Genomic DNA, 16,945 nt, shown 5'->3' on the forward strand with positions numbered 1-16,945 from the left:
AATGGATTTGATTTAAAAGCGCTATTTTACCTGAAATATGGCTTAACTCGTAAAAACGGGTATCGGCTGAGCAGGCTTTGCTGTCAGTTGATGACGCATGGTTTATATTTGAGATGGTTAGCTCAAAATCAACCATGGTATTAACGTCTTGATGACGCTTCATTTTTAAGTTCGCGCGTCACTAGTTTGGTTAATGAGCCAATCTCGTTGGAGAGCAGTATTAATAAATCATCTAGCGTTACAATGCCAGTAAGCATGCCATGTTTGTCCACAACAGGTAGTCTCCGGACACCTTTTGAGGTCATCATTTTAATCGTTTCAAATACCCCAGCACTTTCTGTGACTACCGATAAATGCCTGACCATAATGTCACTTACCGTAATGACTTTACAATCCAATTCAGTTGCTACAACCTCTATGACTAAATCGCGGTCTGTGACGATGCCTAATGGTATGGTTTGCTCTTGACTTTCTTTGACCACCACAACATCGCCAACATGGTGATTACGCATTAATTTGGCTGCTTCAAAAACGGTGGCATCAGCTCTAACTGTCACCACTTCGTGATTACAAATTGTGCTTATTGACATGATGGTTTCCTTTTTTTGTTAAAGATTATTTTAACTATGCGTTTTAACCAAAAGCACGGGTACATGACTTTGTTTCACAACCGCATCAGCGTCACTTCCCATCATAAAACGTGCAAACCCGCGTAAGCCGTGCGTGCCCATGACGATTAAATCTGCGGGCCATTCTTCTGCTTGCTTAATAATCAGTGTTGAGACCCGATCGCCTATGCTTTCTGCGATTTTTCTATCGGCAGATACGCCAGATTGAAGCGCGTTATCTTCAGCGGCTTTGAGTATTTTCTCGCCTTGGCTACGTTGAATGTCGGCGAGGTACAAGACATTAAGGTCTCCATTAGCATCTAAAATGGGGAAATAGGTGTCAACCACATGTAAGAACCTAAGCTTTGCATGATGGATTTTGGCAAGGTTAATCGCTTCTGTCATGCCACAGTTTGAAGTGTTGCTTCCATCTATCGGGCAGAGAATTTGTTTGTACATTTTTATTTACATCCTCTCCATTACTATTATTCATGGCCTAACTTGGTAACAACATTCTATGCATTTAGTTAGTTTGAATATTTGCCAAAACTCTTGGATGCTTACGTGAGCTGCGTACTGGCGTGTCGCTGGGGTAGCCAACAATAATCGGTGCAACCACTGTAAATTCACTAGAAATGCCTAGCTTGGTTTTGACCTCAGCTAAATTTAAAATAGGGGAAGCGCAGCCAATAATGCATGTGCCCAAGCCCATGGCACATGCTGCCAAAATCAGGTTTTCAGCTGCTAACCAGCAGTCCGCTTCAGACGCCGTTAAATTGGTGTTACTGCAAATTAAGATGAGCGTGCCTGCGTTGTAGAAAATATTAAAATCCTGATTAATTAATTGCTCAAAGAACTTAACTGATGGCTGCTGTTGGTCCGAGTATGTGCTGGTCATTAACATGGTTTTGGCCTGATCAGAGAGTTCTTTCAGTATTTTCTTGTCTTGTATGATGACAAAAGCCCAAGGCTCTCCATGCATGGCCGTAGGCGCACGTATAGCTGCTTCCAGTAAGCTAGGAATCGTTTCCTTATCTAGCTTTTGTGTTGAGTAGCTACGTACGGAACGCCTAGCTAATATGGCTTCGTAAAGGCTCATTTCCACTTCGAGCACTGCCATCTCTACATACTCCCAATAATCATTCGGATATTTTTTGTTTTAGCTTTTGTTCTAACACACTACCAAGAATAAATTCATTAAGTAATCCGCGCGAGCACGTATAAATCAACAGAATAAATCGTGCCACTCCAGATTGTCTGTTGATATCCCGCTCTAGGTGATAGTGGAAATTGAAAACTTGAAATGCAGATATTGGGCGTTACTGCGCGGTCATAGACCGCACTTTTTTGGTGCTTTAGATAATGTAGGCGCATACAGGGTGTGCATTCAAGACCTATTCAATGACAGATATTCCCTATCGATATTGAGGCTTTTTGAATAAATTCGTTGTAATCATTGGCATGTTTAAGGTTGGCATGTTGATTGCTTTTATATTTTTAAATTCTGAAAAATTATCTTTTTGTTAAGTGAGTTAATCAGGATGTTAGGTAATTGTATATAAGGCGAACAAAAGGCTGATGATTTAAGAATACTGTGAGATAAAGTTTAAGTTTAGAGTCAACGCTGGCTCGTATTTATAGGTAGCACAAGGCAAAGGTGTCTTGATAATTGAATTAATTTCTGATGGATCGGGAGTTGGTTTGTTATCAGACGCCTTTTTTTTATTTGCCAAAAGTATTCATAAAAAAGCTAATTCATTCATTTTATTGAAATAAACAGCATGTAGCATCGCGCAGGCGGTAATGGCAAGTCACTGGTTGACTAATAGGCAGTAGTGAAGTTAGAGAGTGTTTCGATAAAGCTGGAACAGTATTAAATAATGAGTGATGGAGTTTGAAAGGTTTTAATAAACGATGCACAAAATAATTAATTTTAAGAGCAGCACTTTATTGCCACTAGCGCTAGTGTGTATCTCAATCGTAGCAATGGTGCATAGCATCAATAAAAGTAAAGCCGATAGCGCAATGCTAAAGCGAACGTATACCTTACTGAATCTATCAAAAAATATTCAAACGATACCAATTATCCAAAATGATAGTTTTAAGTCTCGCCTGCTGCCAGGCAATGAAGGCGTTGCAAAAGCGGTGGATAATACACTTGAGCGTATGTTAGATAACCTCATCCAGATGCAAAAGATTACTGCTGATAATCCAGCTCAGCAGAAGCAAGTAGTGGAGGTACGTACTGCTTTAGAAACATTTATTCATGAGTCTAATAAGTCGTTGATCAATAAGGGGGGGCTAAACTTATTAGGCCCTACTATATCGATAGTGTCTGATGGTGAAATTAACCAGTTATATGCCGTCATGATTGAACGATTGCGTGAATTTGATAGCGGACTACAGAAGTCTTCTCAGCAGCAGCAAAAGTATGCCAGTCTCAGTGGCTTGGCTTCTGAAATTATCATGTTGGTCAGTTTGCTACTTGGGGTGTCTATTTTCTTGAAGACACATAAGGGTTTACGTAAAGAGGTTTCTCTACGTCAGCGGGCAGAGGAGTACTGGAAGTCTGCACTAACGGAACTCAAGTATCAGAAATTTGCATTAGATAAGCATGCCCATGTAGTCGTCACTGATACTCAGGGGCGCATTCAATATGCTAATGCTAAGTTCTGTGAAATTAGCGGTTATGCCCAAGATGAGTTAATTGGTCAGAATCATTCCATCATGAATTCTGGTCAGCATCCTAAAGGTTTCTTTAAGGAAATGTACCGTATTATCGCCAAAGGCGAGACGTGGCATAACGAAATATGCAATCGCACGAAAGACGGGCAGTTGTATTGGATGGATACGACAATCGTCCCCTTTATGAATGACAATGGTAAACCTGAAAGTTACATTTCCATTCGTACCGATATTACCCAGCGTAAGGCGGTGGATGAGAAGAATCACCTGTTGGCTTTTTATGATCCGCTTACCACATTGCCTAACAGACGCTATTTTGTGGATAGATTATCCAAGGCTGTCACCGCTAGTAAACGTTTCGGGCGTAAAAGCGCGCTATTGTTTCTTGATCTAGATTACTTTAAAACGCTCAATGACACGCAAGGTCATCATATTGGCGACATGCTGTTGCAACAGGTGGCAAGCCGGCTGAAGAGTGCCATACGGGAAGGCGATACCGTTGCGCGAATCGGTGGGGACGAGTTTGTTGTGTTACTGGACGAGCTTAATGAGGACATTATTGAGGCTGCCGGTCAAACTGAAGTGGTTGGGGAAAAATTGTTAAATATACTCAATCAGCCTTATCTGCTGAATGGTAATGAATATATCAGTACGCTCAGTATTGGTGTGGCGATGTTGGATAGTCAAACACAGACGGAAGAGGACTTGCTGAAACAGGCAGATATTGCAATGTATCAAGCCAAAAAGGCTGGCCGGAATATGGTTAGATTTTTTGATCCAGTAATGCAAGACACGATTAACAGCCGGGTAGCACTAGAAAGAGATTTGCGCAAAGCACTGAATGAAAAGCAGTTCCAGTTGCATTATCAAGTTCAAGTTGACAGTACAGGCCTCCCAGTAGGCGCTGAGGCATTGATTCGTTGGAGACATCCGGAGCGTGGCATGATCTCGCCAGCCCACTTTATTCCTTTGGCTGAAGAAACCGGACTCATCATACCGATAGGAGCGTGGGTGCTAGATACAGCCTGTGCTCAACTGGCGCTTTGGCAAAAAAAATCATTCACCAGTCATATTGAGCTGGCTGTTAACGTTAGTGCAAAACAGTTCAATCAAGTCAATTTCGTGGAGCAAGTGCGTCAATCTATCGCGCGCCATCACATCAATCCATCTATGCTTAAGATTGAGCTTACCGAAAGCATGTTGGTCGATAACATTAATGACATCATTACTAAAATGAGTGAGCTGAATGCCATGAAGATTCGCTTTTCATTAGATGATTTTGGTACGGGTTATTCATCATTGCAATATCTAAAAAAACTACCACTCTCACAACTTAAGATTGATCAGTCTTTTATAAACGATATGTCGAGTGATGGTAGTGATCGGACAATTATACTGACGATTATTGCGATGGCGCGTGCGTTGAACCTAGACATTATTGCTGAAGGGGTGGAAACTGACGCACAGCTTGCTTTCCTGCGGAATTATGGTTGTGATCATTATCAAGGGTATTATTTTAGTAAACCTCTACCAATAAATGAGTTTGAGTTAATACTGGCAGAGGGGGCAGAATGTAGCCTAAATAATCCTCTACTTACCCTAGCGGCTTAACTTCTTAAGTTTACGTGCTAGAAAATGGCTGCTATTTAGCCGCCGGGTTGCAATAAAAGCTTATTCTTTTAAACCACTTTTGTGGGCGATGCGTGCTAAATCTAGCACATGGCTAGCACCGGTTTTATGCATGATATTTGACTTGTGGATTTCTACAGTGCGGTGACTAATGCCAAGCTGACGTGCAATGTCTTTGTTATGGTAGCCTTGAATCGCTAGTAGCATGACATCGTATTCTCGCTCGGTCAGGCTTGCTATACATTTTACCGCCTCTTTGTAACTGGCATTTTCTGCGAGTATCTTTTCTGATTCCATCATGGCGGCAACCACCACGCTGATGAGTTTTTCACGTCGTACCGGCTTGGTTAAAAAATCAATCGCACCAGCTTTCACCGCTTTAACGCTGGTAGGAATATTGCCATGGCCTGTTAAAAAGATAATGGGTAGCGTGATGTCACGTTTAGCTAACTCAGCCTGCAGTTCGAGCCCATCCATTTCTGGCATTCTATAATCAATAATTGCACAGCCGGAACACTCCTGCGGGCAAACCTCTAAAAATGCCTGTGCACTTTCAAATGCCATGACAGGAATATTCTCTTGCGCAATCATGAGGGCTAATGAGTCACGAATCGCATGTTCGTCATCAATAATATAAACGGTAGGAGGAGTAGTTTTCATGGTGAGAATGGAAGTGTGAAGTGAAAGGTTGCGCCTAATTTGAAATCAGGATCTAACCAGAGCTGCCCGCCATTTGCCTCTGCTAAGGATCGGCTAATGGCAAGCCCCATGCCAATGCCTTTGGATTTAGTAGTGAAAAATGGCTCAAAAATATGTTTTGCAACTTCATGGTTGAGACCTGGCCCCACATCCTGCACCGACACGTGCGCCATGTTGATATTTGCATTAGTCCGTACGGTAATGCTGATTTCAGAGGGTGCTATTTCTGCCTCGCGCATTGCTTCTACAGCGTTTCTAAGCAGGTTGACAATTATCTTGAGCACTTGTGTTTTGTTGCCGAGCACGAGCCTTATATTGTTTTCTAATTGTAGTACAGGATGAAAATCAGAGTAACCATAACTTTTTGCGACCACGAGCGCCTCTTTGACCACATTGTTAATATCTAACTGCTCCCGAGTCATCTCGCCTTTATGCAGAAACGAAAGTAGCTCATGCAGGCTACTACCTGCACGCTGTGCTTGTGCTACACAGCCTTCAAGTGCGCGTTTGAGACTGGCTGAGTCTATGACCTTTTGTTTTAATGCGTGTAATGCCACTTCGCTGTAAGCTGAAATGGCAGTTAGTGGCTGGTTGATTTCATGTGCAATGGCTGATGCAGTTTGTGTGGCTACTTCTTTAGCGAAAAGTGTTTCGGTTTCAGCATGTTGGTCTTGTAGTTTTTTTTCTATTATTTTTTGCTCAGTAATATCTCTTACTACGCCTAATAGCCTAGTCGCACGCCCATCTCTAAAGTGGGCGCGTCCTGTGGCTGATATCCAACGCAAATCACCAGTAGTCGGGTTAATAATGCGGTACTCCACTTTAAGCTCACCATTACCTAACGGGTCTGTCGCATGACGGAGGGCAGATGCTCTAATCGCGCTGTCATCTGGGTGAATCTGAGGTAAAACAGTGCTACTGTTTTTTTCTGTGTTTTGTTCGGTCTGATCTGGTTCTGCTCCCCAATATGTGAGTAACTGTTTATTTGCATCACGCATTTTAAGGTCAGCATCAAAATCAAACACAACGAGACCTGCTGCTTTTTTTGCCAGCCTTAAGCTTTCTTCACTAATCCGTAAGGCTTGTTCTACGCTTTTGCGCTTAGCCACCGTATAAAAGGTGACTAATGTATAGGGCTTTTCTTGATAGCTGATCGGACTCAGGCCAATGTCGACTTCTAGCTCTTTGCCTTCTTTCGTTAGAACAGCAAGCTCGTTGCCACTACCCATCGGCCGCTTTTCTGGATTTTTTGCGAATTTTGTTCGGTGTTTAATGTGCTGCGCTTGATAGCGCTGGGGGACGAGTGCTTCAACTGGGAGGCCAATAATCTCCTGGGCTGTGTAGCCTAGTAGGGAGAGTGCGGCCGTGTTTGCCTCTGTAACTTTGCCAGTGTCGCTAATGAGCAACATGGCATCTGCAACTGCATCAAACAGTGTTTGAAAACTTAAACTTTGTAATGGATAGGCCAAGAAAAGTCCTTTAACAAGACACATCTAGTACGGCTACATCAATGATTATAGATTAAAAATAAAAGGGTGTGTGCCACTTAAATACCCTCTAATAGACTAAGGGTTCGCTCGTATATAAGTAGTAATTTGATTGCAGTAGATTGAACATTTGGCAGCTAGGTTGGATAAGAAGCTAAATAACAAGTACTTTTAATAATAAAACTGAAGCAGTTGCCAATCAACGCAGCTTTGTTTTTTTGATTAAGAGGAGATCTAAAATGAAAAAGCTATATCTAGGTATGCAGCGTTTTATTAACGATGAAGAAGGCGTGACTTCTATCGAGTATTCCTTGATTGCCTTACTGATTGCGTTGGTCATTATCCTAGCGGTCGAGGCTACAGGTGCTCGTGTTTGTGAGACTTTCAGAGATCTTGAAACGAGGCTAGGTGGTACCCCAGCAGCTTGTCCTTAGTAGAGAGTTACGCGAGGGGCATGATTAGCGTTGATATGCGCTGATATGTTGGTATAGGTGGATTGATTCTTGAGTGCACGAATTGTGCATGTTCATCCCGCATTTTAAGGGGGAAGTTATGCAATTGAAAATATGCGCAAGCTTATGAGCATGCTAGAAAATAGAGGGGATATATACCCCTAACAGATTAAGGGTTCGCTCGTATATTAGTCGTCAATCAATTGCAGTAGATTACGCATATCGGCAAAGAAATCAAGCTGATAAAAGAACAATAAGCACTAGGGAGGTTTGCCCTAAAGTGAAAGACACAAGAGCAGTAATCAATTGTAATTTTGTATGACGTGATTTTCAATAAAAAGGAGTTTTAAAATGAAAAATCTATATTTAGGTATGCAGCGTTTTATTAACGATGAAGAAGGCGTTACTGCTATTGAGTATGCATTGATTGCAGCGCTTATTGCTGTGGTGATTATTGCCGCCGTAAGAACAACAGGTACCCGTGTTTGTGAAACTTTCAGAAGTGTTGCAACTGCGCTTGGTGGCACACCTGCAGCTTGTTAAGACGATACGGGCAAGCAGTCGCAGTCTTGATGAGTAGCAATAAACCAATGTTGCTTGGAATTTTCAAGGGGTATTAGGTAACGCCAGTCAAGACTACGATTGCTAGCAGTGTTGATATTATAAAAACATAGCAAGGAAGAGGTAGCAAAATGACGCCGCGGCTAATGGGATTCTTAGCGTTACTGCCACTAGGTGTGTTGATGTTGTTGGCAACGAGGCATGATGTTAGCAGCAATCGGATCCCTAACAAAATAGTGTTAATTGGCATAGTGATTGGGGTCGTTTTAAACGGAGTGTTACCTGAGGGCTGGGGATTTAATTCACAGATACCAGGTGCATTAGGATGGTGGGTTTCACTGAAAGGGTTAGCAGTCGGTATGGGCGTGTTTTTACCAATTTATTGGTTACGTGCGATGGGTGCTGGCGATGTGAAAATGATTGGTATGGTAGGTGCGTTTTTGGGGCCGGATGATGTTTTAGGCGCTATTTTGTCAATATTTGTAGTGGGTGGTGTGATGGCGTTATTGGTGGTGATGTGGTCAAAACAGCTCAAGCCTATGTTGCAGAACGTCAAACTGATTCTTTATGGTAGTGCGGTTAAATTGAGTGCTGGAGAAGCGCCGTTGATGAATGATTTACCAGTTTCGGTAGGAAAGTTACCTTACGCAGTAGCAATTACTTTAGGTACCTTTACTTACCTGATTTGGCAGCGCTTGTAGTAATGGGTTGTGTTTGTTAGAGCGGAGTGTTCATGAGTGAAGTTCATGGAGAGTAAATAAGCGCTACTGATGTAAGTTTACGTATTGGTTAAGTGTGGGTGTAACCCCGAAAGAATAAAGATAATACAAATAAATAAAATTAACCGAAAAAGTGAATGAAATCATGACAATAGGCATGGCAGAATATAAGAGAGAAGCGCATGAAGAACGCCGTCATACACTGGTTCCCATGCAGCCTAGTACTATTGAAGAAACGGGCCTAGGTTTTCAGTTTATTGTAGAGCTTTTAACAAAAGCATTATTCTTGCGTGGCCAGATGCGATTGATGGATCTGGTTTCTTACGCAAAACTTCCAGTAGCAGTCCTAGAGCCATTGCTCGCCTTTATGCGTACAGAGCGCATGTGTGAGGCTGTGCGTAATAGTGAGGCTGAAACTGCGATTGCCTACAATCTGACAGAGTTAGGCAGATTACGTGCAGAAGATTATTTACGTAAAAATCAATATGTAGGCGCAGCGCCTGTCAGTTTATTGGCCTATATCAAGCAAGTGCGTCAACAGTCTATCGTCAATATGCATGTGACTCGGCCGAATCTATTAAGAATTTTTGATGGATTAGTGATTAAAGAAGGCTTACTCAAACAGTTTGGTGCAGCCATGAACTCCGGCCGAGCAATCTTTGTATATGGGCCAGCTGGTAGCGGTAAAACATTTATCGCAGAGCATTTAGCCAAATTGTTATCTGGCGACGTAGCGATACCACATGCCATCGTCGTAGATAATGAGGTAATACAGGTATTTGATCCTCTGACCCATCGCCCATCCGTACCAGCCGATGAAGTTGGTGGGTTGGGATTGGATCGTCGGGTAATGTCTGACCAACGTTGGGTGACATGTCACCGTCCAGTGATTAAAACCGGCGGTGAATTGACGCTCTCCATGCTGGATTTAGATTTTGATGAGAGCGCTCGCTTCTATCAGGCGCCGCCACAAGTCAAGGCCAATAATGGGTTATTGATTATTGACGACTTGGGTCGCCAGTTGACACCTGCCGTGGATATTATGAATCGCTGGATTGTACCGCTAGATCGCCATGTGGACTACTTAGCGTTACATACCGGCAAAAAATTCATGTTGCCATTTGATGTGATTGTGGTGTTCTCCACTAACTTAGCTCCTAGCAAACTAACCGATGAAGCATTTTTGCGTCGGCTTGGCTACAAGATTTATGTTGGGCCATTAAGCGAAGATGAGTATCGCGTAATCGCTCAACAGGTTTGCGAGGAAATTAATATTCCTTTCAGTGAGGATGGTTTTAATTATTTGTTGCATGAACATCACTACAAGACAGGCAGACCACTTTTTGCCTGTATTCCTAGAGATATATTGGAGCAGCTTAGAGATATTGCACGATATGAAGGTAAACCGGCAATTATGAGTAGAGAGTTGCTGGATTGGGCCTGGAATAATTATTTTGCCCACGATTAATGTTTGAATGCATCACGATATGTTGATGAGAACAGAAAATAAAGGGGATGACAGATGAAAAATCCAAGAGCATTTTTGATGATTGTGGTTTCAGTCGGCATAGGCTTAGGTGCTGTAGTGTTAGCCTCACGCTGGATCTCTCAACAAGCTGCTTCGGTAGCTTCTAGCAAGGTGGTTGTGGCTGCCATCAATATTGATTTAGGCACACCGCTTACACCGCAAATGCTTAAGTTGGCAGATTGGCCAAGAGGCAGCGTACCTGCTGGTGCGGCTGATGATATTAAAACTTTAGATGCGAGGGTAGTAAAAACCAGTTTATTACAAGGTGAGCCTGTGCTGGAGTCTAAATTAGCTCCACTTGGCGCAACCGGTGGTCTATCTGCAGTAATTGCTGAGGGAAACCGCGCAATGACTGTCAGGGTGAATGATGTGGTGGGTGTGGCAGGCTTTGCCTTACCAGGTAACTATGTAGACATTGTAGTGAATACCGAAGATGAAAGCGTGAAGGCTGAAAATGTGAACAAGAGTATTTCAAAAATTGTACTTGAGCACATTATGGTGTTGGCTGTAGCGCAAGAGCAGAACCGAGATGAAACAAAACCAAAAGTGGTGAATGCAGTAACCCTTGAGGTAACACCAGCACAGGCTGAAAAATTAGATTTGGCACGCAGTGTTGGTACTTTGTCATTGGTGTTGCGTAATCAGGTTGATAAGAGCGTGGTGACTACAGAAGGGTCAACCAAGAAAAACTTGCTTAATCGTGTAGATGAGCCTCCAGTAATGGCAGCAGCGACACAACAGCCTGTTGTTAAAACCGAGGTTAAACATGTGGTGAAAAAATCTGCGGCACGTAAACCATCAATGCAAAGAGAAAGCTACGAGCAGGTTGAGGTTGTGCGAGGCGCGACCAAAACCGTAGAGGAGTTTAAGCCATCGGTTCAGTAAAACCGTGAATGTAGTCAGTGTAATTAATGAAGCATCTACGAATGAAAGCGCTTAGTTTCAAAGGATAGTGAGATCGAGAAAGCGGTGATGAGTTAAGTCCAGACTTAAGCAAAACCTAGCTCGTATCGAAATTTGAAAGAGAAACGGCATATTGTCAGGGAGAAATGAGATGAACAAGCACAAGATCAAACGTGATCAGTTTTTACACAGCCAATTAAGGTTCTGTGTCAGTAATCTTCTGGCTGCTATGCTAGGCATGACGCTACTTTCAATGGTACCTGTACATGCAGCTGAGCCTCAAGCAAATATGCAGAATATCTTGGTCGCTGCGGTCACGCCTAAAAAGGCAGCTAAACCTACGCCATCCTCTACTGAGATTGTGCCTAGCGTTGAGTTATCTTTAGGGCAATCGCATTTAGTGAGGTTACCTGCAGGTGTGAACTTGCAACGTGTTAAGGTAGATGATGAGAAAATTGTACAGGTAGACGTCACCAGTCCTCGAGAGGTGGTGCTGCATGCTAAAGCACTAGGCTCAACCATGGTGATTATCTTGGATAAGTCTGGTCAGTCTGCTGTGATGGATGTAAGGGTGGTTGCAGTGACCACAATGATGGATGCTGCATCCTTGCAAACAAAATTGCAGCAAATCATGCCTAATGAAAAAGGCATTAAGGTGAGCACCGCAGCAGACTCTTTAGTACTGAGCGGCACCGTGACTGATGCAGTGAAAGCAGATAGGGCCATGGCGCTGGCAGAGGCATATGGCAGCAAAGATAAGGACAAAAAAGTTATTAATATGCTTCAGGTAGCAGCGCCGCAACAGGTAATGCTTGAAGTGAAAATGGCTGAGGTTTCGAAAAACATATTAGATAAACTAGGTGCATCTTTTGGCGCCTCCCGTGCTAATGGTGGCGTGGCTTATGCGATTGCATCTGGTTTTTTAAGCCTTACCAGCGCTGATCCATTATCTCCCGGTGGTTTGTTGACGATTACCAAGGGCAATACAGCCATTAAAATTGATGCTGAAAATAAAGATGGTATCGTTAAGATTTTAGCGGAGCCTAATATTATCGCCATTAGTGGTCAAGAAGGCAGCTTTTTGGCAGGCGGTAAAATATTTATTCCAGTGCCACAAAATAATACAGGTGGCGGCGCTTCTGTACTTACCTTAGAAGAGCGTGATTTTGGTGTAGGTCTAAAATTTACACCTACCGTGCTCGAAGAAGGGATGATTAACTTAAGGGTAGCACCAGAGGTATCAGAGCTTAATCAGGGTGGCACCACAGTGGGCGGTAGTGTATTCCCATCATTTACGGTGAGACGTGTATCTACCACAGTGCAATTGCGTGATGGTCAAAGCTTTGCGATTGCTGGTTTGATCAAAAACAATGTGACAGAGAACATCCGTCGCTTCCCAATTTTAGGAGAGATTCCAATTATTGGGGCACTGTTCCGTAGTAGTTCTTTTCAAGAAGATAAAACTGAGCTGTTATTCGTAGTCACACCACGCTTGGTTAAACCACTACCACCTGACTTTGCATTACCTACTGATCACTTTACCCCACCAAGTAAAACAGAGTTCTTCTTGAATGGTAAGTTAGAAGGTAAACCAGCTGAGCCAGCTGCAGATGACAACCCAACACAAAGAGCACCTGCATCTCAGCCTAATACGGCAGCGCCTGATCAAAGTGGTGCTAAAGATGGCTTTGAATTGAAATAAGGAGATAGTCATGCACACCTCAACATTTAAATACATTCTATCTGCCTTGATCGCATCTGTCGCCATGGCTGGTTGCGCCACTAAAACGCCAATGCTGGATGATCATTTTGGTGAGGCAGTGAATGCTGCGAAAGCGCAGCAGACGATCAACCCCGATGCATCAACGACTAATGAAGCTGTCTTTGGTGTAGATGGGGCAGCCGCAGATGCCGCGGTAGACACGTACCATAAATCCTTTACGCAGCCACCAGCCACCACTAATGTGTTTAACATTGGGGTTGGTAATACTGGCGGCGGAACTGGAAGTAGCAGTAGTAGTGGGACAAGGTAAGGCTTTGGCGCCCACTGGGCAACGAAGGAGAGCCACATGAGCAAGCATATAAAATGTAATCTGTATGGCATGCAACGCCAGCAAGGTGCAGTAGCGTTAATCGTTGCAATCTGCTTAGTGTCTCTCGTAGGTATGCTGGGTTTGGTATTAGATTTAGGCCACCTTTATGTGACTAGAACTGAACTACAAAACGCAGCAGACTCTTCTTCGCTTAGTGGTGCTAAAGAGCTTAACGGTAAAGTAACCGGCATTAATAACGCGATTACCAGAGCAATTGAAGCCGCAGGTAAAAATAAATACAACCTGAATAGCACTGCGGTAACCGTGACTGCCAGCAATATGTGGGTAGGTAGCTGCCCAAGTGATGGCTGTATGGTGCCGATTAGCTCGGTCACCAGTGATGCCTTAGCTGGTGATAAGACTTTTTTAAAAGTAGATACAGGTTTACGCACTATCAACACCTGGTTTATTCAGGTGTTGCCAAGTGTTGCTAATACCACACAGACCTTCGGCTTGGCGGTAGCCGGTAAATATGCCGTTGATATTACACCTATAGCTATCTGTGAGTTGCCAGACCCAGGCACAACGCATGAGTTTGGCTATGAACGTGGTGTGTCATACAAAGTAAGCGAGGCTAACCCAATTGGCCCTGGTACCATGTTTTGGATAGACCCTGAGTCAAATACACCTGGGGTTTGCCCTGCAACCAGCACGAACGACACACTTCCCTATGTGTGTGCAGGTAAAGTTGGGTTTACACCAATTGTTGGCGGTACCGTTAACACCAACACGGGGATATCTGTTCCACAATTATCTGCGCTTGATTCAAGGTTTGGTGACTATACACCTCAAAATAAATGTGATGTATCTACCGCCCCACCTGATACCAATGTCAAAGAGTATAGGTATAACAATGCAGGGGTTGGCTCACCTAGAAACTGGATGGGCACAGACCCTGTACAACAAACGGTAACGTTTGTTCAGCGAACCAACGTTAACAATCTTTGCGGACCACCAAGTCGCCCTTGTATGTCTAAGCCATATGGCTTAAGAACAGTGGGAAATTACGGTGTTTTATGGTCAGGGTATAGAAAAACTGGTGCAGTTGTTTCACAGTGGCCAACCTTATATAGCGGAAACACTGCGACCTCTTATCCTGAACCATCACCATATGCGCAAGCAAGTGGAAGCTTCTATACAGCGCCACCTGCGTCTGCTCAACCAGGCAAAGCTGGGCGCCGGGTGCTCAATATGGTGATTGTCGACTGTACAACGGCAGGCGGTGTTTGCAGGCCAGCGCCAGTGTTGGCGGTTGGCCGGTTTTTGATGCAGCGCAGATCTGATGTGGCGGGTGATCGTGATGTTTTCGTAGAGTTTGGCGGTTTATTGCCAACTCCTTTACCAACCAGTGATATTAAGCTTTACAGATAATCATGAAAACCACACAACTAAAATTTAAAAGTAAGTTATGGCATGTTAAGCAGCAAGGCGCTGCTGCAATTGAGCTTGCCTTGCTATTGGTGCTATTGCTGATGTTTGTGACAGGTGTTGTGGAGTTTGGTCGAGCCTTTTGGTACAACGATGCCTTAACCAAGGCCACACGTGACGGCGCGAGATACCTTTCTAATATTAGAGTCAGTGCTTTAGTGGCGCTTGATGCTGCAACACAAGATCAGGCCAAACAAATGGTGGTTAATGCAGCTACGCAGGCGCAAGTGCCAAGTTTTACCACAGCACAAGTTGCAGTTACTTGCGAGCCAAATTGTGACGCGCCACTTTATGTAAAAGTTGCGATTAATGCGTACCCCCTTACGATTGGTGGATGGGTTCCAATCTTCCTGCCAGTCGGTACAGCAACTTGGGTTACTACGCTATCGCCTTCTACTGCTATGCGGTACATGCGCTGAAGGGAATTGATGATGCTTAACATGATGAAAAATTACAGCAGACATCAAAGGCAGCAGCAAGGCGCGGCAGCGGTTGAGTTTGCGATTATTGCCTTACTGCTATTTATCTTACTGTTTGGCATTTTAGAGTTTGGACGTCTGTTTTATATCTATAACACGGTGCAGGAAGTTACGCGCCATGCCGCGCGTGAGGCTGTGGTGAGATGGGTTGATAACTCCAGCACTAGCCCGGCAAAAGTATTGGCACTGTTTGGAGGGGCCTCACTACCAGCTGGCGCTGAAATTACAGCAGCTAATATTGATATTCAATACTTAACTGCCAGTGGTAGCGTGCCTAGCCCGTTTCCATTAAGTGCGTCTGATAATATCGCGGCCTGTTTAACTGGCCCCGCGGGCTGTATTGCATTAGTTCAGGTTTCTATCGTTGGCGCAAGTTATGTGCCAATGGTTGGGTTGTTCCCGTTTCTAAATTTACCGATTCCGGCATCTACAGTTACGATGCCAGCGGAAAGTTTAGGTTATACCGGTTAAATAGAATGGCGGCAAAAAAATGAAAATAATCGTAATTTCGCCTAACAAGGTGTTGAGAGAAGAGGTTCTACTTAGCATTAAAGGGATGGATGCGTCTGGGCATGATTTGGTATTTGGGGATGGGTTTAGTCACTTGGGGCAAATGGTGGATACCGAGCGCCCAGATTTAATGATTATTGATAGTGTTTGTGTAGAGAACGGTAACCTCAGTATTTTAGAGGGGATTAGTCTGCGTTCCCACCAGATATCAATCATTCTGTTATCGCAAAATGCCTCATCAGAGTTCTTGATGTCGGCCATGCGTAGCGGCGTGAAAGACGTGTTGAGTTTGCCATTGCAGGCGAATGATTTGCAAGCGGCAGTGGGGCGAGTTGAGCTTAAGTTGAAGCAGTCCTCACAAAAAAGTAAAAAAGGTAAGGTCATTGCGTTTGTGGGCAGTAAAGGTGGCAGCGGTGCGACGTTTCTTGCATGTAACCTAGCTTATATATTGGCAGAAATCAGCAGTGCCAAGGTGGCATTGTTAGATTTGAACCTACAGTTTGGTGATGCCGTACTGTTTGTGAATGATCATGTTCCACCCAATACGCTCGCAGACGTCGCCAAAAATATCAGGCGGTTAGATGCCTCATTGTTGAAGTCTTCTATGGTGCATATCTTGCCAAACTTTAGTGTGTTGGCCGCGCCGGAAGATGCTGAATCAGCACAGGATGTGAAACCAGAGCATATAGATGCGCTACTTAAACTGACCGCATCTGAGTATGACTTTATCGTGATGGATATTGGCAGAACGCTCAATGCCACAGGGGTTAAAGCTCTGGATTATGCAGATTTGATATTTATCGTACTGCAAGAAACATTGCCTTTTATACGTGATTCAAAACGGCTGTTACATGCTTTTCGCTCATTGGGTTACGCAAAAGAAAAAATTAATATCATGCTTAATCGGCATGAGAAAGGTGGGGACATCCGATTAATTGATGTGGAAACTGCGCTAGGCATGAAGGTCTATAAAACTATACCAAATAGCTATCTTGCAGTTTCAGCCTCTGTTAACCAAGGTGTCCCTATCATGAAAGTTGCTAAGAATGATGCGGTGACTAAAGCCTTGCAGGAAGTTGCAGAAAGCTTGGTAGAAGTCTCCAAAGCCAAAAAAACTGGCTGGTTAGAAAATTTACTACACCATGCGTCATTATTTTGAACGAG

Annotated in this window: 17 protein-coding genes; 12 read left to right on the top strand and 5 right to left on the bottom strand. The window is 43.7% G+C overall.

Going from position 1 to position 16,945, the window contains the following annotated elements:
- Positions 1 to 140 precede the first annotated feature (140 nt).
- The 3 genes from C3Y98_RS01495 to C3Y98_RS01505 form a co-directional block, all read right to left on the bottom strand.
- Positions 141 to 590 (bottom strand): CBS domain-containing protein, encoded by a 450-nt coding sequence (locus tag C3Y98_RS01495; RefSeq protein ID WP_135276370.1) that lies wholly within the window; start codon positions 588 to 590, stop codon positions 141 to 143.
- A gap of 30 nt (positions 591 to 620) precedes the next feature.
- Positions 621 to 1,067, bottom strand: a complete 447-nt coding sequence (locus C3Y98_RS01500) for a universal stress protein (protein ID WP_135276371.1) — start codon at positions 1,065 to 1,067, stop codon at positions 621 to 623.
- Between the two features lie 64 nt (positions 1,068 to 1,131).
- Positions 1,132 to 1,728: a nitroreductase family protein gene (locus tag C3Y98_RS01505; RefSeq protein ID WP_135276372.1), complete on the bottom strand. Its 597-nt coding sequence runs from the start codon at positions 1,726 to 1,728 to the stop codon at positions 1,132 to 1,134.
- Positions 1,729 to 2,633: 905 nt separating this feature from the next.
- Between C3Y98_RS01505 and C3Y98_RS01510 the strand changes: the two genes are divergently transcribed.
- The gene (locus C3Y98_RS01510; protein WP_245234283.1) at positions 2,634 to 4,904 is read left to right on the top strand and encodes an EAL domain-containing protein; all 2,271 of its coding nucleotides are present in this window, start codon (positions 2,634 to 2,636) and stop codon (positions 4,902 to 4,904) included.
- Positions 4,905 to 4,964: 60 nt separating this feature from the next.
- Here the strand turns inward: C3Y98_RS01510 and C3Y98_RS01515 are convergent, their stop codons facing one another.
- Entirely contained in the window at positions 4,965 to 5,582 is a 618-nt protein-coding gene (locus tag C3Y98_RS01515) for a response regulator transcription factor (RefSeq protein ID WP_135276374.1), read from the bottom strand.
- Entirely contained in the window at positions 5,579 to 7,090 is a 1,512-nt protein-coding gene (locus tag C3Y98_RS01520) for a PAS domain-containing sensor histidine kinase (RefSeq protein WP_135276375.1), read from the bottom strand. Before C3Y98_RS01520 ends, C3Y98_RS01515 begins: the two co-directional genes overlap by 4 nt.
- 257 nt (positions 7,091 to 7,347) lie before the next feature.
- Here C3Y98_RS01520 and C3Y98_RS01525 point away from each other — a divergent pair, with 257 nt between their 5' ends.
- The 11 genes from C3Y98_RS01525 to C3Y98_RS01575 all read left to right on the top strand — a co-directional run bounded on the left by C3Y98_RS01525 (position 7,348) and on the right by C3Y98_RS01575 (position 16,940).
- Positions 7,348 to 7,542: a Flp family type IVb pilin gene (locus C3Y98_RS01525; protein ID WP_135276376.1), complete on the top strand. Its 195-nt coding sequence runs from the start codon at positions 7,348 to 7,350 to the stop codon at positions 7,540 to 7,542.
- A gap of 369 nt (positions 7,543 to 7,911) precedes the next feature.
- The gene (locus tag C3Y98_RS01530; protein ID WP_135276377.1) at positions 7,912 to 8,103 is read left to right on the top strand and encodes a Flp family type IVb pilin; all 192 of its coding nucleotides are present in this window, start codon (positions 7,912 to 7,914) and stop codon (positions 8,101 to 8,103) included.
- 149 nt (positions 8,104 to 8,252) lie between these two features.
- Positions 8,253 to 8,822: an A24 family peptidase gene (locus tag C3Y98_RS01535; RefSeq protein ID WP_135276378.1), complete on the top strand. Its 570-nt coding sequence runs from the start codon at positions 8,253 to 8,255 to the stop codon at positions 8,820 to 8,822.
- Positions 8,823 to 8,985: 163 nt separating this feature from the next.
- Complete coding sequence (locus C3Y98_RS01540; protein WP_135276379.1) at positions 8,986 to 10,308, top strand: ATP-binding protein; 1,323 nt, start codon at positions 8,986 to 8,988, stop codon at positions 10,306 to 10,308.
- A gap of 54 nt (positions 10,309 to 10,362) precedes the next feature.
- Positions 10,363 to 11,253 carry a Flp pilus assembly protein CpaB gene (gene cpaB / locus C3Y98_RS01545; protein WP_135276380.1) on the top strand — a complete coding sequence of 297 codons (891 nt, stop codon included), beginning with the start codon at positions 10,363 to 10,365 and terminating at the stop codon, positions 11,251 to 11,253.
- Between the two features lie 169 nt (positions 11,254 to 11,422).
- On the top strand, positions 11,423 to 12,973 hold the full coding sequence (locus tag C3Y98_RS01550; RefSeq protein WP_135276381.1) for a type II and III secretion system protein family protein: 1,551 nt from the start codon (positions 11,423 to 11,425) through the stop codon (positions 12,971 to 12,973).
- A 10-nt stretch (positions 12,974 to 12,983) separates the two neighbouring features.
- Entirely contained in the window at positions 12,984 to 13,304 is a 321-nt protein-coding gene (locus C3Y98_RS01555) for a hypothetical protein (protein ID WP_135276382.1), read from the top strand.
- 36 nt (positions 13,305 to 13,340) lie between these two features.
- On the top strand, positions 13,341 to 14,735 hold the full coding sequence (locus C3Y98_RS01560; protein ID WP_135276383.1) for a TadE/TadG family type IV pilus assembly protein: 1,395 nt from the start codon (positions 13,341 to 13,343) through the stop codon (positions 14,733 to 14,735).
- 2 nt (positions 14,736 to 14,737) lie between these two features.
- Positions 14,738 to 15,211, top strand: coding sequence for a TadE/TadG family type IV pilus assembly protein (locus C3Y98_RS01565; RefSeq protein WP_135276384.1), 474 nt, complete (start codon positions 14,738 to 14,740; stop codon positions 15,209 to 15,211).
- A gap of 21 nt (positions 15,212 to 15,232) precedes the next feature.
- Complete coding sequence (locus C3Y98_RS01570; RefSeq protein WP_245234284.1) at positions 15,233 to 15,742, top strand: TadE/TadG family type IV pilus assembly protein; 510 nt, start codon at positions 15,233 to 15,235, stop codon at positions 15,740 to 15,742.
- Between the two features lie 19 nt (positions 15,743 to 15,761).
- Positions 15,762 to 16,940, top strand: coding sequence for a CpaE/TadZ family protein (locus tag C3Y98_RS01575; RefSeq protein WP_135276386.1), 1,179 nt, complete (start codon positions 15,762 to 15,764; stop codon positions 16,938 to 16,940).
- Positions 16,941 to 16,945 lie beyond the last annotated feature (5 nt).

The organism is Methylotenera oryzisoli, assembly GCF_004661485.1.
In the GTDB taxonomy this organism is placed as follows: domain Bacteria; phylum Pseudomonadota; class Gammaproteobacteria; order Burkholderiales; family Methylophilaceae; genus Methylotenera; species Methylotenera oryzisoli.